The organism is Alkanindiges hydrocarboniclasticus (genome assembly GCF_001982605.1).
GTDB classification, from domain to species: domain Bacteria; phylum Pseudomonadota; class Gammaproteobacteria; order Pseudomonadales; family Moraxellaceae; genus Alkanindiges; species Alkanindiges hydrocarboniclasticus.
Genome location: NZ_MLCN01000028.1, coordinates 18,453 through 38,431 on the forward strand (window position 1 = coordinate 18,453; position 19,979 = coordinate 38,431).

Sequence of the window (19,979 nt, forward strand, 5' to 3'; positions counted from 1 at the left end):
TCATTTGTCGGTCATATAAAACCCATTAAATTAATTGGCGCAGTAATTGCATCGCTGATTGTTTATATCAGCATATTTATATTAAGACAGCAGTGCTGATCGATAACATCAATTTGATGAATAAGGAGAATATGATGAAAAGCTTATTAATTTCTGTACATTCAGCGATTGAACTTGAATTCGACGAACAGGATTTTGAGTTTGAACTGGATGATGCAACCGAACTGTAAATTATGGCTTTGTTTTTTCGATGTAAAATGTGAGGGCTACTATACTGTTTAAGCATCTTGCTGTGATAGTATAAGTGCTTTATCGCATTTGCATTGAAACGAATATGTTCAGTTTGCACCCACAGCTGGCTCAGGATACATTCTGGGTAGGTGACTTTCCACTATCGACATGTCGTCTGATGAATGACATGCAGTTTCCCTGGTTAATTCTGGTTCCCCGTGTTCCTGGGGTAAGTGAGCTTTATGAGCTAAGCCAGGCTGATCAGGAACAATTTCTGCGTGAATCCAGTTGGCTATCCAGCCAATTGTCACGCGTATTCCGTGCCGATAAAATGAATGTTGCTGCATTGGGTAATATGGTGCCGCAGCTTCATTTCCATCATATTGTACGTTACCAGAATGATGCGATATGGCCAAAACCGGTATGGGGCACACCAGCAGCTCCCTATACCAGTGATGTACTGGCCCATATGCGCCAAACGCTGATGCTGGCCTTACGTGGCCAAGGCGAAATGCCTTTTGACTGGCGCATGGAATAATCGGGTTTTAACATCACGTTCTGCCAGACAGGACGTGATGGTTTCAATATGCCTGGTTATATATAGGCTAAAAGCTTTAGGGTTAGGGAATACGGGCCAGATACAGGGATTTGTGTGCTAAGCTTTGATATCTTAAATAAAGATCCTATGCAGTTTGCGCGATATCATCGTTATGTCGCCTACTTTCTAATACTGATTATTTTTCTGGCTGCCCTTTATAGCAATGCAGTGCATCCTGCTCATCCGTTCATTATTATTGCCATTATTTTTCTAATACCGTTTATTCAGAATTACAGTTCAAACCGCCTGATACGCCGCTTTGGCTATCCACTGGCCAAAAATATTATATTGCTGATTGATGCCCTGTTTGTGGCTTTCTGGCTGATCAGTATTGAATTTGCTGTTATTCCAAGTCTTTTGGTAATTATTGGCCTGATTTATGGCGCTATCTGGGTGCGTGTTAGCTGGCTAGGGCTGTTAACCATTGTGCTGTTTTCGGTCAGTATGTTGTACTTGCTCTGCTATTTGCTGGGTATCAATAATATTGATTTTAAAACCAGCCCTATGGTGGTTTCAGTAATTAGTATTATGTGCCTCACAATTTATCTGAGTGTAGGACTTATTTATTTCAATCATCGGTTGCACCATATTGAAACTGAAAAAAAACAAGTAGATGAGCAAGTTACCAAGTACTTGACACTGGCCAATAAACTGGCACGTTATGCACCTTCCCAAATCTGGCAGTCCATTATTCGGGGTGAGCATGAAGCCAAGATTGATAACAAACGCAAAAAACTAACCATTTTCTTTTCCGATATTCAGGGTTTTACCGAGCTTTCTGAAAAGCTGCTGCCTGATGATCTGGCGTTTATCCTCAATGATTATTTTGAACACATGACCGATATTGCCCGGCGGCATGGTGGTACTGTAGATAAATACATGGGTGATGCCATCCTGATTTTCTTTGGTGACCCGGAATCCAAAGGCTATAAGGAAGATGCCAAAGCCTGTATTTATATGGCAATGGCGATGCTTAATGAAATGAAGATACTGCGCGAACGCTGGAAGCGGCTAGGCTATAATGGCTTACATATCCGTATTGGCATTAATACTGGTTATTGCCACGTGGGTAATTTTGGCACCAGTTCACGCATGAGCTATACCATTGTAGGGCGGGATGCCAATTTGGCAGCACGTTTGCAAACTGCTGCTGAAATTGACCAGATTCTGATTTCTGAGTCGACCTATCAGCTGGTTAAGGACAGCTTTACCTGTCTGGAAAAAGGCGAACTCCAGCTTAAGGGTTTAAGTGAGCCAGTGCTGACTTGGCAAATTGTAGGGCGGCAGGACAGTGAAAAAGCAGCGACCAATCGCTGGATTGATTATGAGCTGCAAGGTTTTCATCTACAACTGGACTTGAATGAACTCAAACCCTATGAGGGTGCTAAAGCAATTCAAATACTGGAGCAAGTCACCAAGCGCCTAAAAATGGAAGAAACCCGTTATCAGCCACATGATAAATATAAGCGTTAACCAATAACTTAATTAGCAGTGCTTAATCAGCCACATTAAAATAAAGAAAAATTATCTTAGGATTTTCATATTTACTAGTCCAATTCCAAAACTAATTTTTTATCCTAGTGTAATTTTAATGAAAGAATAATCAAATTGTCTCAACTAAATTAAAAATCAAACAGTAACAGTTAAAACCACATTGCAAAATAGCGATTATCTAAACAGGGCACAATAAGAGGTTTTTTTATAAAAATGCTTGTCGAAAAGTATTTTCTACATTCAATGTGGATTCGACAAGCATAGAGCTGCTTAACTCAAACTAGCTATTTAACGATCATGACAAAAACTATAAACCAGCATCAGAAAAGAATTAGTGGCGTTCTGACGCATGGTTAATAGTATATTTTGGAATCTCAATTTCAAGGTCTTTATCTATAATCTGAACCTGACAGGATAGACGAGAATCCGGTTCCAGACCCCAAGCACGGTCTAGCAGGTCAGCTTCAACATCATCCATTTCATCCAGCGAGTTAAAACCCTGCCGTACTACCACATGACAGGTAGTACAGGCTGCTGACATATCACAGGCATGCTCAATGCAAACATTATTATCCAGCAGGCTTTGACATAAATTGGCATTGGGTTCAACCTCAAAGGTTTTACCTTCAGGGCAAAACTGTGGGTGAGGCAGTACAGTAATACGAGGCATGGTGATTCTCTGTGTGATTCTCTGTCTATCTAAAACTTGACTGGCTTAAGTGTTCAAACAACCCATTTAAGCCAGTTATTTTAAAACATCTGGATGAAGCCTAATGCTACGAGTTCCAGTCATTGAGGGTAGTGCCTTTCAAGGCGTCGTCAACATGCTGGTTCATGCGAATTGCTGCAAAGTTGTTGCTATGACCTTTCAAACGCGCAATGGCCATGTCAATCCGGTTGAGCTGGTTGGTTTCCAGTGCTTCGCGTACAGCCTGCATGGTACGCTTCAAGGCATCCAGATCAATCTCATCCACTAAATGGCCATCCACTGCAATCGCCTGATCCAGCGCTTCCAGCTCACGTTCAGCTTCCACCTTGGTTTCCTGTAGCTGACGCAAGTTTTTATCTTCTTCAGCAAACTGGAAGCCTTCGGTGAGCAGACGGGTAGTATCCTGTTCAGATAAACCATAAGAAGGCTTAATGTTAATCTGGCTATTTACACCGCTCGTGGCTTCACGTGCAGAAACTGATAAAAGGCCATCTGCATCAATCTGGAATTTTACTTCAATCCGGGCAGCACCCGCAGTCATGGGTGGAATACCCTGTAACTCAAACTTGCCCAGTGAGCGACAATGTTCTACCAGATCACGCTCACCCTGTACCACATGGATCAGCATGGCAGTCTGGCCATCTTTGTAGGTGGTAAATTCTTGCTGGCGTGCTACGGGAATAGGCGTATTACGGGGAATAACCCGTTCAACCAGTCCCCCCATAGTTTCCAGACCAAGCGACAACGGTGTTACATCCAGCAGCAATGCGCCATTGGCTTGATTACCCACCAGTTGATCCGCAGAAATGGCAGCACCAAGCGCGACTACCTGGTCAGGGTCTAAAGAGCAGAGTGGAGTTTGCTCAAAAAATGCAGCAACGCTGTCCTGAATTGCTGGCGAACGGGTGGAACCACCCACCAGTACCACAGCATCAATCTGATCTACTTTAATTTTGGCATCACGCAGCACACGCTTGCAAACGGCAAGGGTACGCTCAATAACTGGCGCAATCAGGCTGTTAAACTGGGAACGATCCAGCTGATAGGCCATTCCTTTAAACTCAAAGGTAAATGAATTCTGAGTGGTCAGCTGTTCTTTGACCTGACGTGCCAGCACTACTAATGACTGGGCATCCGCAGCAGAGAGAGAAAGCCCCGCTGTTTGCTCACGAACCCATCTGGCAATAATACGGTCAATATCATCACCGCCAAGTGCTGTATGTCCACCAGTGGCTAACACCTCAAACACCCCTTTACTGAGGCGTAATACAGAAACATCAAAAGTGCCACCACCCAGATCAAAAATTACCTGAATTTTTTCTTCTTCGCTTTCAATCCTGTCAAGACCATAGGCAATCGCAGCAGCGGTCGGCTCGTTGAGCAACCTTAATACATTCAGGCCCGCCAGTTGCGCAGCATCGCGTGTTGCCTGGCGCTGGGCTTCATCAAAATAAGCGGGCACGGTAATAACTGCGCCAGTTAATTCATCAGCCAGCGACTGTTCAGCCAGCTTTTTAAGACGAAATAAGATATCTGCGGAGATTTCAACTGGCGTTTTGCGGCCCTGACTGGTAACAAAAGCCGGCATCTGGTCACTATCACCTTCAAGGCTATAAGGGTGCTCAAAGCGGATATCATTACGGGAGCGGCCCATAAAACGTTTTACCGATACAATGGTATTATGCGGGTCTTGCTCAATATGATTGCGTGCTGCCTGACCCACTGTTGTGGTATCTGTACCGTAATGAACTACTGATGGCAGCAGTAATTTGCCATATTCATCAGCCAGCACCACTGGTTTACCAGAGCGGACGGTTGCTACCAGAGAATGAGTTGTGCCTAAATCAATGCCTACAGCAATCCGGTGTTGATGCGGAGCAGTGGACTGGCCGGGTTCAGCAATTTGCAGCAACGCCATACGACTAAAACCTTTTATAACTGTTAAAACTAAATATTAAAGCTCGTCATCAAATGCAGCATCCAGATCTTCTGATGCAAAATCATCAAAGCGATCTTCTGCTTTATCAATATCAAGGAGTACACGCTGAATAAAGCGCAGTTTGCGGGTAGTATCGCGGGCGTCAAGCCAGTCCTGTTCCTCAAGGTCAATCCGAAATTCACGGCTTAAGGATTGTAACCACTGAGTGACCTCAACACGCAGGGAGTCAAGCTGCTCCGTTGTTGTTGCTTCTTCAAGCTGTTCGCGCAGTTCAAGCGCATGCTGTAAAAAATCCATGTCACCAATAGAGTTTTCCAGACCGCCATCCTGCTTGTTTAATTTCAACAAGTAAGCTGCTCGGCTGTCTGCATGGATTAAAGTCTGGTACGCCTGATTAATCTGGCTGGATTGTTGGAGTGCTTGATTATTGTTTTGATCAAGTGGCTGATCAGCATTATGATCCGAGTGCTGCCGATCAGGATGATACTGTTGTTGCAGTTGCCGATATTTTGCCTTGAGGTGGGTTAAATCAACATCAAAACTGGGGCTTATATCAAAAAGCTCAAAATAAGTCACAGCATCACCTTTAGCACATCAAAAATAACATTATAAGAAAACTTTTACTTAAACAGTAAAAGACTCACCACAACCACATTCACCCTTTTGATTGGGATTGCTAAACTCAAACCCTTCATTCAAGCCATTCTTGACATAGTCCATTTCCAGACCATTCAAGTACACCAGACTTTTTGGATCAACAAACACTTTGACACCAAATTTTTCAAATGCGGTATCTACGGGATCAACCTGATCCACAAACTCCAGCACATAGGCCAAACCGGAACAACCTGAAGTTTTTACACCCACTTTAATTCCTTCACCTTTGCCACGATTTTGTAAAAAATCCTGAATATGGCGTGCGGCGCGTTCAGTTAAGTGAATCATTCGGGTTGCTCCTGTGACTGAATAAAACAGTGGGCTTATGCTTGGTCAGCAACTTTTTTGCTACGATAGTCTTCAATCGCCGCTTTAATGGCATCTTCTGCCAGTACCGAGCAATGGATTTTTACCGGTGGCAAAGCCAGTTCCTGCGCAATATCCTTATTTTTGATAGCTTGCGCCTGATCCAGCGTTTTGCCTTTAAGCCATTCGGTTACCAGTGAGCTCGAGGCAATTGCAGAACCACAGCCGTAGGTTTTAAAGCGTGCTTCTTCAATAACACCGGCATCGTTAACCTGAATTTGCAGGCGCATGACGTCACCACACGCAGGTGCACCCACCATGCCTGTACCAACATTGTCAGCATCCTTGTCCAGAACGCCAACATTACGTGGATTTTCGTAGTGATCAATTACTTTATTGCTGTATGCCATTTTGCTTCTCCAAACCTCGGGGTCAGCGAGTGATAATTAATATGGGGGTTACGCCCCACAATTTAAATACATGATTCTTAAAACAGGGCAGGGTTTAGTGTGCTGCCCATTGTACGCTAGACAGGTCAATGCCTTCCTTATACATATCCCACAGCGGCGATAATGCACGCAGCTTGTCAACCGCTGATTTGGTAAAGGCGAGTACCTGATCAATGTCGTCTTCAGTAGTATAACGACCGAAACTAAAGCGAATTGAACTATGTGCCAGTTCGTCAGGCAAACCCAAAGCACGCAGTACATACGATGGCTCTAGCGTGGCAGAGGTACATGCTGAACCGGAAGACACGGCAAGGTCTTTTAGTGCCATCATCAGTGACTCACCTTCAACGAAGTTAAAGCTGACATTGAGATAGTTGGCCACGCGATAATCAGGATCACCATTTAAGTGAACTTCTTCCAGATCTTGCATCCCATTCCACAGTTTAGTGCGCAATGCCTCCAGACGCTGTTGTTCGGCAGCCATTTCACGGCCTGCAATTTCAAAGGCTTCACCCATCGCTACAATCTGGTGAGTTGGCAGTGTGCCAGAGCGCATACCACGCTCATGTCCGCCACCATGAATCTGTGCTTTTAAGCGCACACGAGGACTACGACGAACGTACAGTGCACCAATACCTTTAGGCCCGTAAATCTTGTGGCCGGAAAAACTCATCAGGTCAACCTTCATGCGTGACAGGTCGATTTCGGTTTTACCAGCTGCCTGTGCTGCATCCACATGGAAATAAATACCGCGAGCACGGGTAATTTCACCAATGGCTTCAACGTCAGTAAGGTTACCTAATTCGTTATTTACCATCATTAGCGATACCAGAATGGTATCTTCACGCAATGCAGCTTGCAGCATTTGTGGCGTAATGCGGCCAGTACTGGGCTGAACATCCAGATAGGTGACTTCAAACCCTTCATCTTCCAGCTGGCGGCAGGTATCCAGCACCGCTTTATGTTCAATCTTGCTGGTAATAATGTGCTTGCCTTTTTTCTGGTAGAAATGAGCAACACCTTTTAACGCCAGGTTATTGGCTTCTGTAGCACCGGAAGTCCACACAATTTCGCGGGGATCAGCCTTAATCAGGTCAGCAACCTGTTGACGCGCGTGCTCAACAGCTTCTTCAGCCTGCCAGCCATAGCCATGCGAACGCGAGGCAGGATTACCAAATACGCCATCCATAGTCAAAAATTGCATCATGCGATCAGCTACACGCGGGTCAACTGGCGTGGTCGCGGCATAATCGAGATAAATAGGACGTTTCATAACAGGTTACCTGCAAGCGTTAAACGTGAAGGATCAATCGGAGAGGCGTTCTGGCGCATGACAACAGCCTGAACATTTTTGCGCTCAACAAGACTTGCAAGCGTAATACCCGCAAGATAATGTTCAATATGATGGGACAAATCCTGCCAGAGATCATGAGTCAGGCACATGGCACCATTTTGGCAATTGCCTTTATGGTCACAGCGTGTGGCATCAACCGATTCATTAACGGCTTCAATAATTTCAAGCACCGCAATATCATGGGCAGAACGTGCCAGCCGATAGCCACCATTGGCACCACGGACACTGGAAACCAGTCCCTGACGCTTTAATTTGGCAAACAGTTGCTCAAGGTAGGCTACCGAAATGGATTGCCTAGCAGCAATTTCGGCAAGCGTAATGGTTTGGTCAGCTGGCTGGAGTGCGAGGTCAAGCAGGGCAGTCACGGCATAGCGACCGCGAGTGGTCAGGCGCATAATCCGATGAACGCAAAAAATTGTGATGGGTTGATTTTAATGAATTCCGACTATTTTAGTCAAGTTTAATTCTTAAAAACTTTCAATAGTTAATATCAATTCTGGAAATATAAAGAGCAATAAATGAATAGCTGTTTATGGCCTCTAACTAAAGTACCACCAAGTATAAAGTAAACCTGTAATTAATAATATGATAACAGCCCCTAACATCACCAGCAGGGTCTGATAGCGTTTTTTCATCATTTTGAGTTCATAGGCCTGTTGCTTGGCCGTAATTGACATATTGCTCAGTTGCAGGCGCTGTTCATCAATACGACGTAATAAAGGCTTCATGCGCTGGGAAACCGGCGTAACATCGTTGGATTCGAAGGATTCAAAAGTAAACCAGTGCCGCCAGTCTGACACAATCTGTGGCAGGTTAAAGTATTCCATCAGGTGGCGTAAGTCTGTGGCGAGCTCTTGTTCACCCTTAATACTGATTTTTTCAAATGCAACGGGCCGTGCTGTAAAGAAAGCCCTGAGCAGGGTTAGGGTAGACGCAGTGACAGTGGCATCAATCTTGGCGTTTTGCGCTATTTCAAAATCAAATAGCACCCCTTGCGGTGCAAAAGTGACATAAAAGGTATCACTGGGAAGATGAGTCTTGACACAGATTAATGCACGGCGCTGGATTAACTGTTGCGCATGGTGGCGCGACATCCGGTCATGCTTGAGCAGGAATGTAAGCAGAGTTTCAATAAGAATAAGTAAAAACGACTGAAATAAATTCCGCTCTTGTGGCGCCTGTTGTGAAGGCATACAACATTTTTCCTTGGCAAGCAAAAGGTTAACTTAAGAAATAACTAGGTTCTATCTTGTAGACTTTCGCCATAAAGTCAATAGCTTGTTAGACAAAAATTTAAGAGTTAAATGTTCGCTATGATATATTCAAAGTAATTTACTGTTGAAGTTCAGTGTCACCTTCACTTAATTGTCAGTCATTATTTTATGGAGAAATTTATGACCAATAGCAGAAAAAATGAATTGGATTCTAAGGTTAGTGACGCAAATGATGCTTCCGAAATTGTAGAAGATAGAAATCACGACTTCAGTGCTGGTAATAGCCGTAAAAAAAATGTTCTGGATTTTCGCAAGTACACCAAACAAATCTGGCTAGCCGGCTTGGGTGCATTTTCTCGCGCTGAAGATGAAGGCACACGCCTGTTCGATTCTCTGGTAAAGGTTGGAGAAGAACTGGAATCCAAAACCAGCGATATTGCAGACAGTACAGTAGGTGTTGTGGGCGAGGTCAAGGATCGGGTTACCGGTCGGGTTAGCGATACCAAGGAGAAGGTTGAGCGTGCACTGGATGAGCGGGTTAGTTCTACGGTGTCACGTATTGGTTTTGCCTCGCATAAAGAAGTGGCGCAACTGGTTGAGGTAATTGAACGGCTGGAACAAAAGATTGACGATTTGACGAAAGAAGTCAGAGAAATACGTTCTGGAAAATAGTGCAAATTTTATACAACCACTTAAAAACATAATTTTTTCGATGAAAAACCTTAAAAAAGGCAGCCATTTTTGATCTTTATGGTCTGGATGTGCTTGCCTTGTACTCAACGCATTGATATAAAGTCCTATAAGTCGAGATAGCGATTAGTGATTTTTTTAACAAAGTGATTCAGAGGAAGTTGACTTCATGAATAAAGCAGAATTAATTGATGCCATTGCTACCCAAGGGGGTTTATCAAAAGCTCAGGCTGGCCAGGCATTGGATGCAACGATCGGTGCTATTAGCGATGCCCTGAAAGCTGGCGAAACTGTAACGCTGGTTGGTTTTGGAACTTTCAGTGTTAAAGAGCGTGCCGCACGTTCTGGCCGCAACCCAAAAACTGGCGAAACCATTAAAATTGCGGCAACCAAAGTGCCAGGCTTTAAAGCAGGTAAAGGTTTAAAAGACGCTGTTTCCTAATCAGTGTTCTGGTATCAACGCGCCTTATATGGCGCGTTTTTCATTTATTCAATGCGTTGAAATAGAGTAGATCAACGCTTGTAGCTCAAATAACTTGTATCTTGAATAATATAAGCTAACATGCTTGCGCATCGTTTTTTTGGTAGGGTTTATGGAAGCGTTTCGTCGTTTAATCAGAGGCTGGCTGGGTAAGGTTTTACTGGTCATTTTTTTAATTCCTTTTGCGCTGGTGGGTATTGAAGGCTATTTCAGCGGGAATTCAAATGATGAAACAGCCATTCAGGTCAATAAGGGAAAAATTAGCCAGACCGCCCTTAATACTGCTATTGAAAACCAGCGTAAGCAGTTGCTTGAGCAAGTACAGGGCGATGAGAGCAGGCTTGATGACACTGTAATCAAAAAGTCGGTTACCAATAATCTGGTTTATCGTGCCTTATTGCTGGACCAAGCCAAGAAACTCGGCTTTGAACTGAGCGACCAGCAAATTGGCCAGCTTATCCGTCAGGAGCCCAGCTTTCAGGAAAATGGCAAATACTCTGATGCCCTATTTCAGGCCTACCTGAGAAACTCTGGTACTTCGCTTTCCCAGCTTTTAAATGATGTGCGTGAGCAGGTTGCGATCCAGCAGCTAGCGGGTGGGATCAATGATACCGGCCTGGCCAGCAAGCTTGATATCGACCGACTGGCCATACTACAGACTGAAAAACGTAATGTGCATGTTGCTAGCTTGCCATTAAGTGGTTTTGCTGCTGATACACAGATTTCAGCCAAACAGGTTTCTGACTATTATAACAAGAACAAAGCGCAACTTGGGTTGCCAGAAAGTGTTGATGTGGATTATGTCCTGCTGGATAACAATACACTGGCATCACAGATACAGATCACAGAAGCGGATATTCAGGCGCAGTATAAGGCTATGCAGACCAAAAGTGCAGGTACTGAGGAGCGTCACGTCCAGCATATCCTGATTGAGGTTAATGATAAAACCCCAGAAGCAGCGGCCAAGCAGCAAATTGAAAAAATTGCCGCGCGCATTAAAGCTGGCGAAGATTTTGGTAAGGTGGCCAGTGAGGTATCACAGGATCCGGGTTCTGCTTCCAGCAATGGCGATCTGGGCTTCTTAAGCAAGGGTACTTTCCCTGGTGCATTCGATGATACCGCATTTAGTCTGCCGGTTAATCAAGTGTCAGCTCCAGTTCGTTCAGATGCGGGCTATCATTTAATTAAGGTAAGTGAAATCAAAAAGGATACAGTGGCCAGTCTGGAATCCCTGCGTCCACAATTAACTGCACAGGCACAACAAACCAAACTGGATGAGTTGTACAGTGAAACAGTAAACAGTTTAAATGATATGGCTGTTGATACAGACAACTTGCAGGAACTGGCCAAGGCACAAAAACTGATTATTAGCTCTGCCAAAAATGTGACTAAGCAATATGCTGCTGAACCTTTAAGTAATGCAGCGGTTAAACCAGCCTTGTTTAATGAGGATGTGGTACATGGTGACCGCAAAATTTCTACAGGGATTGAAATTGCACCCGGTAAAACAATCTGGGTTAAAGTCAATAACTATCATGCACCTCGTCCACAAACACTTGCTGAGGCAACACCACAGATTAAGCAAACCTTGCAAGCTCAGGCGCAGCGTGCCAAGGCAGAAGCCAAAGCCAAGGCTATTATTGAAGCCTTGAAGAAAAAGACACCTGCTCAGGTACAGCAGGAAAATAACATCACCCTGCAAAGCATTGGCGAAATTACTCGGATGAGTGGTGCACCATTAGCACTTGAGCGTGCAGCTTTTGCTGTTGCCAAACCTAAGGATGGTCAATGGTCGGCTGGTTATTATGTTCAGGATGATAATCTGATGATTGTGGCTGTATCCAGTGTAACCGCAGGTGATCCAGCCACAGTTAATCCGCAACAGCGTCAGCAACTGACTACGACTATGGCTACTTTACGTGGTCAGCAGGAGTTGGCTGATTATGTCCAGTACCTGAAATCAAAAGCCAAGATTAAGGATAATTCTATTGCAAAAGACAGTAAGTAATTATTCGTCTGTTAAAAAGCCATCCTCAGGATGGCTTTTTTTATGCATTAAACTCTTTTTTTGGTTCACTAAAATAATAGTGCAACTCATTGGTCGTTTCCGCCACAATATTACGGTCACTTTTTACAATGGTATCAGCACGCTTTTTACGCGGGTAGGGAAGCAGAGTGCTATCACCAAAGCGGGGAAGCTGATCCCCATACCCAACAATAAATAAAAACTCATTTAAGCTCATGACTTTTTTGGTGTGATTCGCAAAGCGCAGTGTTGCCCGATAAGAAAAACCGGACTGATAAAAGCGCTTGAGTAACTGTGAGCCGTCATTTTCATTTTTAAATTTTTTAATATATTCAATACTTTCGTTCAGTTGATTAATGTCATACAGCGCTTTCTGGTTTTCAATGAAAACAGGCATATTGTTGTGTATCATTTCCAGCTGATGTTCAAACCATTCAATCACTTCATCCGGTTCAACCGTAAGGATAGAAATAGCGGGATTCTTGGTAAAATTAACCGCAATTATATCTTCAATAATCAGTGGTGTTTCTAATAGTTTCGGAAATTTCTTAAGCTCAAAACGTTCTACAATAGCTTGTGCCTGTTGGGCGTAGTCTGCAATCAGTAGCCTAATTTCATCCAGATGATAAGGTGTAAGTAATACCAGACATTTTAGGCGTGGTTTGCCCAACAAAAGCGCTGAACCTTTGCCAAAACGTTCACCCTGACTTTTTACAAAGCTATGCAGCTCAAATGGAATATGCTGTGCTTCAGCACGAGTGCGCAATTGCATTAATGCATTGTGATAACTATCGAACCATTTTGAAATTTCCAGTCGAACCAGACTTTGCTGTTCGGCTTGTGTTAATCGTTCTGGTCTCATGATACACCTGAAATCAATAACTAGAATTTTATCATAGTGTAAATTTTGAGAGAAGACAATGAGTTCAAGTTAACTGTGAATACTCTAGTTTGCAATTTATTCGGAATAAAAATATTAGTTCTTTAATTAGAAGAAAATAGATTGATAAACAGATAATATTTCAAAACAGTTGATTATTTAATATCCAAATTATTAATGCCATAAAACAGGGAAAATTATTAATAAATCAACAGCAATTATTTATCTTTAAGAAGCAATATTTATATTTTATATTCATCTCATAATTTGAAGGAAGGTTATTGTACCTTTACTATATCTATTCACTCTAGCTAATGGTTTTTTATGTATTGGTATAAAAATAGGAGTGAGGAATTCTTTCACATTATCTCACTTAGTTTTAAGATAACAAGAAAACAGGTGCATATTTACTGAGTTATTAGGCACTAAATTTAGCATAATATGTTAAAATTTTTACCGATTTTTAAGCACTTTAAATTCTGGCAAGATGTAAAAAGTCAAATCAGCCTTTACAAAGACATTAAGTAAAGACCTATTATCAAATTTCGCCTCATTCTTTGCATTCAGTAAGTGATTAAATAAGATTTATTTAAGATTAATCGTGAATAATTCATTAAATTTTTGAGAACGTTATGCCGCACTTAGTATCGTCCATTCCTGCTGAGAAAAAATTTTCAGTCTGGTTTACGCAGGGTTTTTCAAGCCAGCGTGACCTGTTAGTTGCTTTAAAAAACTCTAGTTTACAGCCTTATCTCAAAATGATTGCTTCCCATCGACAATATCGTGATGAAATTTTATCCATGGCTGATTTTTCCATGCTTGAGCCTAGCGTTGATTATCATCATTTTGTGTTGGCTCAGGCCATTAAGAATGGTGTTCAACTGGTGATTGCCAGCCATAATCATGAAAAATATGAGGAACTGCGTCCGTTATTTGAGCAGCAGGGAATTATATTAATAACAGGCACGCAGGGGTTAAATAATCACTATATTCTCGAAAATAAATTTGAGTTTGGGAAAATGTGCAAGCAGGCCGGCATTCCGGTAGCAGATTCAATTCAGGTCAATACGACCGCGCAGTTAATTGCTGCAATTGAGTGCATCAAAGAGCAAAACAAACAGATACAGGTGTGTGTAAAGCCGGTAACCGGCGTGTTTGCCCAAGGCTTTTGGCAACTGAGGGATGATATAGAATATTTTCATAGCCTGTTTGACCCTACCAGTTATCAGGTTAATACGCAGCAATTTATTGAAGCCTATGATCAACTGCAATCCAAGCCGCCTTATCTGGTTATGCCATTTCTATCCGGTGATGAATGTTCGGTAGATATGTTCTGTGCTTCTGGCAAGCTGATGAACAAGGTGACACGGATCAAAAAAGAGCAATGGCAGGAAGTATTGCCAAAAGGTCCGTGTGATGAGATGGCACAGCAACTTGCACAGCTGTTTAAGCTTGATGGCATTGTTAATGCACAGTTCAGGCAGGATAGAGCCGGGAAGTGGCATGTACTGGAGATTAATACACGTCCTTCAGGAGGCATTGGAATTACTGTACATAGTCAGGTTAATCTGGTGGCAGAGTGCGTTGCCTATCATGCCCGGCTACCGCTCATTAAAGCTACACCCCGTCATGTTCTGGTGCGTCAGATCAATACCTCGGTTGAGGTTAAGCCCATTGATTATTCTGCCGAGCTAAATTATGCCTGATCAACAGTTGAATATTCCTTTATCACGGGGCAATTTAATATTGCGTCCCGTCGCAGCTCACCCTGAATGGCAGCTATCCCAGTTACTTGATTTTGCCGAACGCATTAATCCCAAGCGGTCTTTTTTGTTTGTGTCCAAAGTGCTGGGCAAGCATATTCCTGTTGAACCTAAAATCATGCAAAAAACCTATCAGGATCTGGCTAGCCTGATTCCTGAAGGATTGCCTCAGCCAGTGACTGTAATTGGAATGGCAGAAACCGCAATCTGTCTGGCTGCTGGCGTTCATCAGGCGCTGGCCACCCAATACCCTGGCAGTGTATTTATTACTACGACGCGCCACCCTGTGCAGGATCAGCCGCTTCTGGCAGAATTTCTGGAGGAGCATAGCCATGCCCAGAGCCAGTTATTGTATGGTTCGACAGATCCTGATATTCAATCGCATATTTTAAATAGTAAAACCTTAATTTTAATTGACGATGAAGCCAGTACCGGTAAAACCTTTGTCAATCTGGTGCAGGCCTTGCAAAAAAGCGGTTTGTCGCAGTTACAGCAAATTGTTACCACCACACTGGTGAACTGGTCAGAGCTACAGGATATTGCGCAAATCCCTTCTACCCACATTGCCTTGCTTAAGGGCAACTGGCAATGGCAGCCTGACTTGCAGGCAAAAATACCGCAGATGCCACAAGTTGATCAGGTTGCACATGGCAGGTATCCAGTTATTGCCCCACAAACATCAGGTCGCATTCCAATCAGAAAGCCCTGCAATACATGGATCAATTTAACTGCAAAATTCAAGGGTGAACGTATTTTAGTGATTGGCACCTGTGAGTATGTATGGCCGCCTTTTTTAGCCGCTTTAAGCCTTGAGAATCAGGGAGCCCTAGTAAAGTTTGCGTCCACAACCCGTAGTCCAATTCAACTGGGGCATAGTATACAGGCCAAGTTTAGTTTTAATGATAACTACGGACTGGGTATGCCAAATTTTATTTATAATATCCAGCCCGAAAGTTATGATCGCATTGTAATTATTGCTGAAACTTCCAGTGATAGCATTGATCCAGAATTCTTCAAACTACTACCAAATTCCGAGTTCATAACTTATGACCGACCTTGCAATTAAGCCTTATATTTTTGTTGACCTCGACGATACATTATTTCAAACCAATCGCCGTTGCAGCCCAGCTGATGATTTTACCATTGCCACCACGGACAAATCTGGCCAGCCATTATCATTTATGAAACCCAGACAGAAAATGTTTGTGGACTGGATGAACCATACCGGAAAACTGATTCCGGTTACTGCCCGTTCTGTTGAGGCGCTTTCAAGAGTCAAAATGAATTTTAGCCATGGGGCTGTTTGCTCGCATGGTGGCACTATATTAAATGCAGATGGCAGTGTAGATCAGCAATGGCATGCCCAGGTAGAAGCGGGTTTGCATAGCTATCAATCCTTGTTGGCCAACCTGCCAGAATTACTCCTAAAAGCTGCTGTGCCCTATGGCTCAATTCGCACATGGATTGTTGAAGAAAATGGTTTGGGGCTTTACGCTGTAGCCAAGCAAAATGAACCCGTTAGCCTGTTTTTAAAAGAGCTGGTCAACCACCTGCCACCAGAATATCGCAGCCAGTTTTATATCCACAGTAATGCTAACAATCTGGCTATTATCCCAAAAGCCATCAGCAAGGCACTGGCAGTACGTTATCTGATGGAAAACAAGTTGCATGATATTGATGATTCTTTCCTGCTGGGCTTTGGCGATAGCCTGTCGGACTTTGAGTTTTTAGCAGAGTGTGACTGGTTTGGCTTGCCCAAATCAAGCCAGACCCATCAGTGGGTTAATCATCATTTAAAACATGATTATGAGGCAAAAGGATACTTTGGTCATGACCATTAAGCCGAAGCACCCCGCCGAAAAATTAAAGGCGCTTGGTTTTAGTGGGTCATACCATCCGGATGATATTGTTTTTTTGCTGAAAAAATTGCATTTAAAGCCATTATCCAATGAAGAAAAGGAACGGCTGATTCAATCCGGTGAAAAACATTATTCACAAATGATCAGCAGTGAAAAAGCGCCTTCACCAGAGCATCTTTCACTATATCGTCAGGCACTGGCAAAAGGTGCCGAACGCTTTGCACGGGAAACCCAGCAGCTCGCCAATGCGCTCATTGCAAAAATTAATGAACCGGTTGTTCTGGTCAGTCTGGTTCGGGCCGGTGTACCTTTAGGCATATGCCTAAAGCGTGCCATTCAGGAGCAGGGACGTGAGTGCCATCATTATGGCATCAGCATCATTCGTGACCGTGGTATTGATAAGGCAGCGCTTGAGGCTATTATCCAGACCCATGGGGCGTCAGGAATTGTATTCGTAGATGGCTGGACTGGCAAAGGAGCAATTTCACGCGAGCTTAATTGCCAGATTTTGCCTGATAGCCGTTTTACATTAAGTTCAGACAATATGGCGCCGCTGGTAACCTTGGCTGATGTGGCTGGATGTGCATGGTTGGCTGCCAGTGGCGATGACTGGCTCATTCCTTCAGGAATTTTAGGTTCGGTAATTTCCGGCTTAATTTCCAGAAGTATTTTACAAGAAGATATTCCAGTGGCTGATGCTTTGGATGACTGCTTTAACCCGGCCAACTGGCATGGCTGCATTGCATATAATCATCTTTCGGATCATGATCTGTCGGGCGAGTTTGTAGATCACATTGATCAGATTCGCAAAACCCTGGTTAAGCAGGCTAAAGCGAGCTGGACAGAAGAACAGCGCAACCAGCAACATGCTCGGGTAATGTCAGTAATTCAGGATATTAAAATTAACCGGCACATCACAAATGATAACCGGATCAAAACTGGAATAGCTGAAGCTACCCGTGCGGTACTACGACGTGTCCCTGATTGCATCTTGCTTCAGGAGGCCGAGGCGACAGATACAGTCCTGTTGCGGCATCTTGCCCAGCAAACGGATACGCCTGTTGTGGTGGTTGGTGACGCTATTGCTCCCTATCATGCAATCACAATCATTAAAAAGCTTGGAAAATAAATGCAGACAGCCAGTCTAAAAGCCGAACAAAAACATACTCGGTGGATTACGTCACCTTATGCGCTTGGTGCCACCATTTATTGTCCGGCAACGCATCATGATTTATATGCGATTGCCTCTGGACAGAAATTCCCAAATTGCCGTTCAGTGGTAATTTGCCTGGAAGATGCTGTGGCAGAAAGTGATATTGAATCAGGCTTAAAAAACCTGTCAAAAGTGCTGACTATTTTTGCCCAGTTTGGCTTGCCGCAGGAAGCACCCTATTTATTCATCCGGCCACGGCATCTGGCAATGGCACAGCATCTGGTTGAGTGGAAAAATATTGAAGTGCTGAACGGATTTGTACTGCCAAAATTTTGTCTGGCAGATCTGGCAGGCTGGAAAAACACAATAACTGACCGCTTGCAGGTAATGCCCACGCTGGAAACGCTGGAGTTTTTTGATCCGGGCTATATTCAGGAGTTTCGCCAAGCTATGCAGCAGGAAATGCCATCCGTTCTGGCCTTGCGCATTGGTGGCAATGATTTGTTAAATTGCCTGAAAATGAGAAGGCCTCGTCATCTGACAATTTATGAGACGCCAGTTTTAACATTGATCAACCAGCTAATTGGCCAGCTCACGCCATTTGGCTTTAGGCTCACAGCCCCTGTTTTTGAATATTTTTCTGATCTGGCACTGTTACGGCAGGAGGTGGAGCGAGATGTGCTGCTGGGTCTCGTGGGCAAAACAGCGATTCATCCTAGCCAGATTGATGTGATTCATGAAGCGTTTCAGGTTAGCCAGCATGACTATCTGGATGCAGAGCGAATTTTACAACAAGATGCCAAAGCAGTATTTGGCAGCAATGGCAGTATGCTGGAACCGGCAACGCACAAGCAGTGGGCCATGCAAATCATTGAACGGGCAAAATACTATGGCGTGCAACCCGAGCACAACTATATACTCAGAAATGGATAGCAAAACTCCAGATAATAAAGGATAACATTCAAAATGACACAATTAGTGCCGGGTGCAAATATAGCATTACCTGCTTTTAATGTTGAGATTGTGGTGACCCAGCAGAATAGCCAAAATATCAATGCCGATATTTCAGCCTACTTGCTAAAGCAGTCCAGTTTAAAAGTCCGTGGTGATCAGGACATGATTTTTTATGGCCAGACCCAGACACCAAATGGCAGTGTTCGGCTTGACCAGATAGGCAACGCTAGCAAATTTCAACTACATCTTGAGAAAATTGATCAGGATATTGAAAAAATTGCTATTACTGCTTCTCTTGATGCTCCACACACCTTTGCCACTGCGGGCACCCTAATCATTGAAGTCAAAGCTGCTGGGCAACTGGTAGCCCGTGCAGAAATTGTGGGACAGCAGCGTACTGAAGCTGCATTAATTGTTGGTGAATTTTATCGCCGTAATCAGGAGTGGAAATTTCGGCTAATTGCGCAAGGGTTTAATGGTGGACTAAAGCCATTGGCTCAACATTTTGGCGTGGAGATCAGTGATGATCCTGCACCTGCACCTGCACCTGCACCTGCACCTGCACCTGCGGTAAGTTTGCGAAAAGTCATACTAGATAAAACCAACAACCGGGTGAACCTGACCAAAAAAGCGGGTGGTTTTGGTGAAATTCGGATTAACCTTAACTGGAATCAGCAGGCCAAGCCTGCATCAACGGGTTTTTTTGACAAACTTAAAGGCTTGAAGGAATCGCGGGTTGACCTTGATCTGGGCTGTTTTTTTGAATTAAAAGATGGTTCAAAAGGAGTCATTCAGGCCTTGGGCAATTGTTTTGGCAGTTTGCATGACTTTCCCTATATTCAGTTGGCGGCGGATGACCGCACAGGAACCAGAGCTGAGGGTGAATGGCTTAAAGTTAACGGTCAGCACTGGAATCAAATTCAGCGAATTGTTATTTTTGCTTTTATTTATGAAGGCGTAGCCAACTGGGCAGCCACAGATGGTGTGATTAGTTTACATGTTCCTGATCAGGGGCCTATAGAAATAAAACTACAGGAAGGCAATAACCAGTTAAGAATGTGTGGCATTGCCGAATTGCAAAATGTTCAGGATAACATTCAGGTTTCACGCAAAATGCATTATGTAGCGGGCCACCGTGAACTGGATCAACTGTTTGGTTTTGGCCTGAAATGGAAAGCGGGAAGCAAGGATTAATGCTTAACAGCATTATGTTTTAACAGAT

20 protein-coding genes are annotated in these 19,979 nt (G+C 43.6%); 11 read left to right on the forward strand and 9 right to left on the reverse strand.

The features are described from left to right. The first annotated feature begins 334 nt into the window (after nucleotides 1–334). Together BKE30_RS10600 and BKE30_RS10605 are read left to right on the forward strand one after the other, a co-directional pair. Nucleotides 335–769: an HIT domain-containing protein gene (locus tag BKE30_RS10600; protein WP_076878563.1), complete on the forward strand. Its 435-nt coding sequence runs from the start codon at nucleotides 335–337 to the stop codon at nucleotides 767–769. Between the two features lie 147 nt (nucleotides 770–916). Then, nucleotides 917–2,302 (forward strand): adenylate/guanylate cyclase domain-containing protein, encoded by a 1,386-nt coding sequence (locus tag BKE30_RS10605; RefSeq protein WP_076878640.1) that lies wholly within the window; start codon nucleotides 917–919, stop codon nucleotides 2,300–2,302. 352 nt (nucleotides 2,303–2,654) lie between these two features. On the opposite strand, the gene fdx is transcribed toward BKE30_RS10605, so the two are convergent. The 8 genes from fdx to BKE30_RS10645 form a co-directional block, all read right to left on the reverse strand. Continuing rightward, nucleotides 2,655–2,993 carry an ISC system 2Fe-2S type ferredoxin gene (gene fdx, locus BKE30_RS10610; RefSeq protein WP_076878564.1) on the reverse strand — a complete coding sequence of 113 codons (339 nt, stop codon included), beginning with the start codon at nucleotides 2,991–2,993 and terminating at the stop codon, nucleotides 2,655–2,657. A gap of 106 nt (nucleotides 2,994–3,099) precedes the next feature. After that, nucleotides 3,100–4,950, reverse strand: coding sequence for a Fe-S protein assembly chaperone HscA (gene hscA / locus BKE30_RS10615; RefSeq protein ID WP_076878565.1), 1,851 nt, complete (start codon nucleotides 4,948–4,950; stop codon nucleotides 3,100–3,102). 36 nt (nucleotides 4,951–4,986) lie between these two features. Beyond that, nucleotides 4,987–5,547 (reverse strand): Fe-S protein assembly co-chaperone HscB, encoded by a 561-nt coding sequence (hscB, locus tag BKE30_RS10620; RefSeq protein ID WP_076878566.1) that lies wholly within the window; start codon nucleotides 5,545–5,547, stop codon nucleotides 4,987–4,989. Nucleotides 5,548–5,595: 48 nt separating this feature from the next. After that, entirely contained in the window at nucleotides 5,596–5,916 is a 321-nt protein-coding gene (gene iscA / locus BKE30_RS10625) for an iron-sulfur cluster assembly protein IscA (RefSeq protein WP_076878567.1), read from the reverse strand. Nucleotides 5,917–5,951: 35 nt separating this feature from the next. Beyond that, on the reverse strand, nucleotides 5,952–6,344 hold the full coding sequence (iscU, locus tag BKE30_RS10630; RefSeq protein ID WP_076878568.1) for a Fe-S cluster assembly scaffold IscU: 393 nt from the start codon (nucleotides 6,342–6,344) through the stop codon (nucleotides 5,952–5,954). 94 nt (nucleotides 6,345–6,438) lie between these two features. After that, on the reverse strand, nucleotides 6,439–7,656 hold the full coding sequence (locus BKE30_RS10635) for an IscS subfamily cysteine desulfurase (RefSeq protein WP_076878569.1): 1,218 nt from the start codon (nucleotides 7,654–7,656) through the stop codon (nucleotides 6,439–6,441). Then, the gene (locus tag BKE30_RS10640; protein ID WP_076878570.1) at nucleotides 7,653–8,132 is read right to left on the reverse strand and encodes an Rrf2 family transcriptional regulator; all 480 of its coding nucleotides are present in this window, start codon (nucleotides 8,130–8,132) and stop codon (nucleotides 7,653–7,655) included. The genes BKE30_RS10635 and BKE30_RS10640 overlap by 4 nt, the downstream gene beginning before the upstream one ends. A gap of 144 nt (nucleotides 8,133–8,276) precedes the next feature. Then, nucleotides 8,277–8,930, reverse strand: coding sequence for a hypothetical protein (locus tag BKE30_RS10645; protein WP_076878571.1), 654 nt, complete (start codon nucleotides 8,928–8,930; stop codon nucleotides 8,277–8,279). 201 nt (nucleotides 8,931–9,131) lie between these two features. Between BKE30_RS10645 and BKE30_RS10650 the strand changes: the two genes are divergently transcribed. The 3 genes from BKE30_RS10650 (at nucleotide 9,132) to BKE30_RS10660 (ending at nucleotide 12,130) form a co-directional block, all read left to right on the forward strand. Then, on the forward strand, nucleotides 9,132–9,623 hold the full coding sequence (locus BKE30_RS10650; protein WP_143253710.1) for a phasin family protein: 492 nt from the start codon (nucleotides 9,132–9,134) through the stop codon (nucleotides 9,621–9,623). 187 nt (nucleotides 9,624–9,810) lie between these two features. Beyond that, complete coding sequence (locus BKE30_RS10655) at nucleotides 9,811–10,083, forward strand: HU family DNA-binding protein (protein ID WP_026470569.1); 273 nt, start codon at nucleotides 9,811–9,813, stop codon at nucleotides 10,081–10,083. Nucleotides 10,084–10,234: 151 nt separating this feature from the next. Next, complete coding sequence (locus BKE30_RS10660) at nucleotides 10,235–12,130, forward strand: SurA N-terminal domain-containing protein (protein ID WP_076878573.1); 1,896 nt, start codon at nucleotides 10,235–10,237, stop codon at nucleotides 12,128–12,130. Between the two features lie 40 nt (nucleotides 12,131–12,170). On the opposite strand, the gene BKE30_RS10665 is transcribed toward BKE30_RS10660, so the two are convergent. Next, the gene (locus BKE30_RS10665; protein WP_076878574.1) at nucleotides 12,171–13,010 is read right to left on the reverse strand and encodes a hypothetical protein; all 840 of its coding nucleotides are present in this window, start codon (nucleotides 13,008–13,010) and stop codon (nucleotides 12,171–12,173) included. A gap of 650 nt (nucleotides 13,011–13,660) precedes the next feature. On the opposite strand from BKE30_RS10665, the gene BKE30_RS10670 reads away from it, so the two are divergent. From BKE30_RS10670 to BKE30_RS10695, 6 genes are read left to right on the forward strand one after another with little or no spacing between them, the layout of a single operon-like run. Beyond that, complete coding sequence (locus BKE30_RS10670) at nucleotides 13,661–14,734, forward strand: ATP-grasp domain-containing protein (protein WP_076878575.1); 1,074 nt, start codon at nucleotides 13,661–13,663, stop codon at nucleotides 14,732–14,734. Next, a complete protein-coding gene (locus tag BKE30_RS10675; RefSeq protein ID WP_076878576.1) occupies nucleotides 14,727–15,857 on the forward strand; it encodes a phosphoribosyltransferase domain-containing protein in 1,131 nt (376 codons plus the stop codon). The genes BKE30_RS10670 and BKE30_RS10675 overlap by 8 nt, the downstream gene beginning before the upstream one ends. Next, a complete protein-coding gene (locus BKE30_RS10680) occupies nucleotides 15,838–16,632 on the forward strand; it encodes an HAD hydrolase family protein (protein WP_076878577.1) in 795 nt (264 codons plus the stop codon). The genes BKE30_RS10675 and BKE30_RS10680 overlap by 20 nt, the downstream gene beginning before the upstream one ends. After that, complete coding sequence (locus tag BKE30_RS10685; protein ID WP_076878578.1) at nucleotides 16,622–17,779, forward strand: cysteine protease StiP domain-containing protein; 1,158 nt, start codon at nucleotides 16,622–16,624, stop codon at nucleotides 17,777–17,779. The genes BKE30_RS10680 and BKE30_RS10685 overlap by 11 nt, the downstream gene beginning before the upstream one ends. Then, entirely contained in the window at nucleotides 17,780–18,736 is a 957-nt protein-coding gene (locus BKE30_RS10690; RefSeq protein WP_227518391.1) for an HpcH/HpaI aldolase/citrate lyase family protein, read from the forward strand. Between the two features lie 33 nt (nucleotides 18,737–18,769). Further along, entirely contained in the window at nucleotides 18,770–19,951 is a 1,182-nt protein-coding gene (locus BKE30_RS10695) for a TerD family protein (RefSeq protein ID WP_076878579.1), read from the forward strand. Nucleotides 19,952–19,979: the final 28 nt, after the last annotated feature.

What these genes read in the sequence shown, in the direction of transcription:
- BKE30_RS10655 (WP_026470569.1), top strand. Translation starts at nt 9,811, where the DNA reads ATGAATAAAGCAGAATTAATTGATGCCATTGCTACCCAAGGGGGTTTA.
- BKE30_RS10695 (WP_076878579.1), top strand. Translation starts at nt 18,770, where the DNA reads ATGACACAATTAGTGCCGGGTGCAAATATAGCATTACCTGCTTTTAAT.
- iscA (WP_076878567.1), bottom strand. Translation starts at nt 5,916, where the DNA reads ATGATTCACTTAACTGAACGCGCCGCACGCCATATTCAGGATTTTTTA.
- hscA (WP_076878565.1), bottom strand. Translation starts at nt 4,950, where the DNA reads ATGGCGTTGCTGCAAATTGCTGAACCCGGCCAGTCCACTGCTCCGCAT.
- BKE30_RS10665 (WP_076878574.1), bottom strand. Translation starts at nt 13,010, where the DNA reads ATGAGACCAGAACGATTAACACAAGCCGAACAGCAAAGTCTGGTTCGA.
- BKE30_RS10675 (WP_076878576.1), top strand. Translation starts at nt 14,727, where the DNA reads ATGCCTGATCAACAGTTGAATATTCCTTTATCACGGGGCAATTTAATA.
- BKE30_RS10690 (WP_227518391.1), top strand. Translation starts at nt 17,780, where the DNA reads ATGCAGACAGCCAGTCTAAAAGCCGAACAAAAACATACTCGGTGGATT.
- BKE30_RS10685 (WP_076878578.1), top strand. Translation starts at nt 16,622, where the DNA reads ATGACCATTAAGCCGAAGCACCCCGCCGAAAAATTAAAGGCGCTTGGT.
- BKE30_RS10650 (WP_143253710.1), top strand. Translation starts at nt 9,132, where the DNA reads ATGACCAATAGCAGAAAAAATGAATTGGATTCTAAGGTTAGTGACGCA.
- BKE30_RS10600 (WP_076878563.1), top strand. Translation starts at nt 335, where the DNA reads ATGTTCAGTTTGCACCCACAGCTGGCTCAGGATACATTCTGGGTAGGT.
- BKE30_RS10680 (WP_076878577.1), top strand. Translation starts at nt 15,838, where the DNA reads ATGACCGACCTTGCAATTAAGCCTTATATTTTTGTTGACCTCGACGAT.
- BKE30_RS10660 (WP_076878573.1), top strand. Translation starts at nt 10,235, where the DNA reads ATGGAAGCGTTTCGTCGTTTAATCAGAGGCTGGCTGGGTAAGGTTTTA.
- BKE30_RS10645 (WP_076878571.1), bottom strand. Translation starts at nt 8,930, where the DNA reads ATGCCTTCACAACAGGCGCCACAAGAGCGGAATTTATTTCAGTCGTTT.
- fdx (WP_076878564.1), bottom strand. Translation starts at nt 2,993, where the DNA reads ATGCCTCGTATTACTGTACTGCCTCACCCACAGTTTTGCCCTGAAGGT.
- BKE30_RS10670 (WP_076878575.1), top strand. Translation starts at nt 13,661, where the DNA reads ATGCCGCACTTAGTATCGTCCATTCCTGCTGAGAAAAAATTTTCAGTC.
- iscU (WP_076878568.1), bottom strand. Translation starts at nt 6,344, where the DNA reads ATGGCATACAGCAATAAAGTAATTGATCACTACGAAAATCCACGTAAT.
- BKE30_RS10605 (WP_076878640.1), top strand. Translation starts at nt 917, where the DNA reads ATGCAGTTTGCGCGATATCATCGTTATGTCGCCTACTTTCTAATACTG.
- BKE30_RS10635 (WP_076878569.1), bottom strand. Translation starts at nt 7,656, where the DNA reads ATGAAACGTCCTATTTATCTCGATTATGCCGCGACCACGCCAGTTGAC.
- BKE30_RS10640 (WP_076878570.1), bottom strand. Translation starts at nt 8,132, where the DNA reads ATGCGCCTGACCACTCGCGGTCGCTATGCCGTGACTGCCCTGCTTGAC.